We start from the raw sequence: 2,332 nt of genomic DNA, 5'->3' as shown, positions 1-2,332 counted from the left end.
TCGGCGTACTCAACTTCTCCTCCGCCCGCAACCCCGGCGGCGGCTACGTCAACGGCGCCCGCGCGCAGGAGGAGGAGCTGTGCCGGGCCTCCGCGCTCTACCCCGCGCTGCTGCGCGCCCCGGAGTTCTACGCCGCCCACCGCGCCGACCGCAGCCCCTTCTACACCCACCGCGTCGTCCACTCCCCCGCCGTCCCGGTGTTCCGCGACGACGCGGGCGCGCTCCTCGCCGAGCCGTACGCCGCCGACTTCCTCACCTCCGCCGCCCCCAACGCGGGCGTCATCGCCCAGCGCACGCCGACCGACGCGGACCGGATCCCCGCCGCGCTCACCCAGCGCGCGGAACGGGTGCTGGAGGTCGCGGCGCTCGCGGAGGTGACGGCGCTGGTGCTGGGCGCCTGGGGCTGCGGGGTGTTCCGCAACGACCCGGCGCAGGTGGCGGCGGCGTTCCGTACGCACCTTCAGCCCGGCGGGCGCTTCGCGGGGCGGTTCCCCCGGCTGGTGTTCGCCGTGTGGGACCGGCAGCCGGTGTCGGCGAACCGCGCGGCCTTCGAGGCTGCGTTCGCCACCGGCTGACCGGCGGGCCGTGGTACCCGCAGCGGTGGTGCGGTGGCCGCCAGGGCAGGCGACGGGCTGGTCCGGTCGCACCAGCGGAGTCCGGTGGCCGCGGACGATGCCCGCCGCACCCCCGCGGCCGGCCCATTCGGCGCTGGCGCTGCCGGAGTTCGCCGCCCTGCCGTGACCTTCACGACGGGCGGTCGCCGTCGCCGTCCGGGGCGGCGTGCACCAGCCCCGTGCGGTACGCGATGACGACGAGTTGCGCCCGGTCGCGGGCCTCCAGCTTCGTCATCGCGCGCTGCACGTGGGCCCGGACGGTGAAGGGGCTGAGGAACATCCGCTCGGCGATCTCCTGGTTGGACAGGCCGGTGGCGACCAGCGCAACCATCTCGCGTTCGCGCGGGGTGAGCACGGCGAGCCGTTCGGGGTGGTGGCGCGGGGCGTCGTCCGGGGTGGCGAGGAAGCGGGCGACCAGGGAGCGGGTCGCGGCGGGCGACAGCAGGGTGTCGCCCGCGGCGATCGTACGGACCGCGTCGACCAACTCCCCGGCGCCGATGCCCTTGCCGATGAAGCCGCCGGCCCCGGCGCGCAGCGCCTGCGCGACGTACTCGTCCGTCTCGTACGTGGTGAGGATCAGGATGCGGCTGCCGCGCAGCTCCGGGTCGGCGGCGATCTCCGAGGTGGCGGCGAGGCCGTCGACCTCGGGCATGCGGATGTCCATGACCACGACGTCCGGGCGCAGTTCGCGGGTGAGGCGCACCGCCTCCCTGCCGTCCTCGGCCTCGCCGACCACGGTGATGTCGTCGGCGGTGTCGAGGAGCATCCGGAACGCACCGCGCAGCAGCGCCTGATCGTCGGCGAGCAGCACCCGCAGCGTCACCGCGCCTCCCCCGTCTCTTCCGTCTCCGTCTCGGTGTCCGTGTCCTCCGCACCGCCGCCGTCGCCCGCGCCGTGCGCCCTGTCCCTGGCGGCCGGGAGGGGCAGCTCGGTGGAGACGAGGAAGCCGCCCTCGGGGCGGCTGCCCGCGGAGAGGCGGCCGCCGACCGCGGTGGCGCGTTCGCGCATCCCGATCAGACCGTAGCCGGGCGCGTGCTCGGACGCGGTGGCCGCCGGTCCCGTACGGGCGCCGCCGCCGTCGTCCGCGACGGTGACGGTGAGGGTGTCGCGGTTCCAGACGAGGCGCACCCGCGCGGTGCCGGTGCCGGCGTGCTTGGTCACGTTGGTCAGGGCCTCCTGGACGATGCGGTACGCGGTGAGGTCCACCCCCGGCGGCAGCGGCTTCGCCGTGCCCTCCTCCTCCAGCGACACCGCAAGACCCGCGCGGCCGAAGGAGTCCAGCAGCGTGGGCAGCCTGGACAGCCCGGGCGCCGGCTCCGCGGGCCCGGCGGTGTCCCCGGACTGGCGCAGCAGCCCGACCGTGGCGCGCAGGTCGTCGAGCGCGTCGCTGGTGGTCCGGACGAGCTCCGTGAGGCTCTTGCGGGTCTGCTCGGGGCGGGAGTCGAAGAGGTGGGCGGCGACCGTGGCCTGCGCGTTGGCCAGGGTGATCTGGTGGGCGACGAGGTCGTGCAACTCGCGGGCGATGCGCAGCCGTTCCTCGCCCACCCGGCGGCGCGCCTCGCTCTCCCGGCTCTTCTCCGCCCGTCTGGCCCGCTCCTCGACGGCCGCCAGATAGGCCCGCCGGTTGTGCGCCGAGTACCCGAGTACGCCGGCCACCAGCGGGAACGCGGCCACCGAGCCCATCCGGCTCGCGTCCTGCCACGACAGGTCCTCGAACC

General features: G+C 75.7%; 3 protein-coding genes. 1 reads left to right on the top strand and 2 read right to left on the bottom strand.

Annotated elements, in window-relative coordinates:
- On the top strand, positions 1 to 575 hold a 575-nt coding region (locus tag H5J30_RS27890), incomplete at its 5' end, for a TIGR02452 family protein (RefSeq protein WP_181790070.1).
- 169 nt (positions 576 to 744) lie between these two features.
- Here H5J30_RS27890 and H5J30_RS27885 read toward each other — a convergent pair.
- Positions 745 to 1,437, bottom strand: a complete 693-nt coding sequence (locus H5J30_RS27885; RefSeq protein WP_181790069.1) for a response regulator transcription factor — start codon at positions 1,435 to 1,437, stop codon at positions 745 to 747.
- Positions 1,434 to 2,332 (bottom strand): sensor histidine kinase (locus H5J30_RS27880; protein ID WP_181790068.1); only part of this gene is annotated, 899 nt, incomplete at its 5' end. The genes H5J30_RS27880 and H5J30_RS27885, both read right to left, overlap by 4 nt.

Origin of the sequence: Streptomyces phytophilus, from assembly GCF_013870535.1 — a bacterium.
GTDB classification, from domain to species: Bacteria; Actinomycetota; Actinomycetes; order Streptomycetales; family Streptomycetaceae; genus Streptomyces; species Streptomyces phytophilus.
The sequence above is the reverse complement of the archived record's forward strand: the minus strand, read 5'-3'. Positions and strand labels throughout refer to the sequence as shown.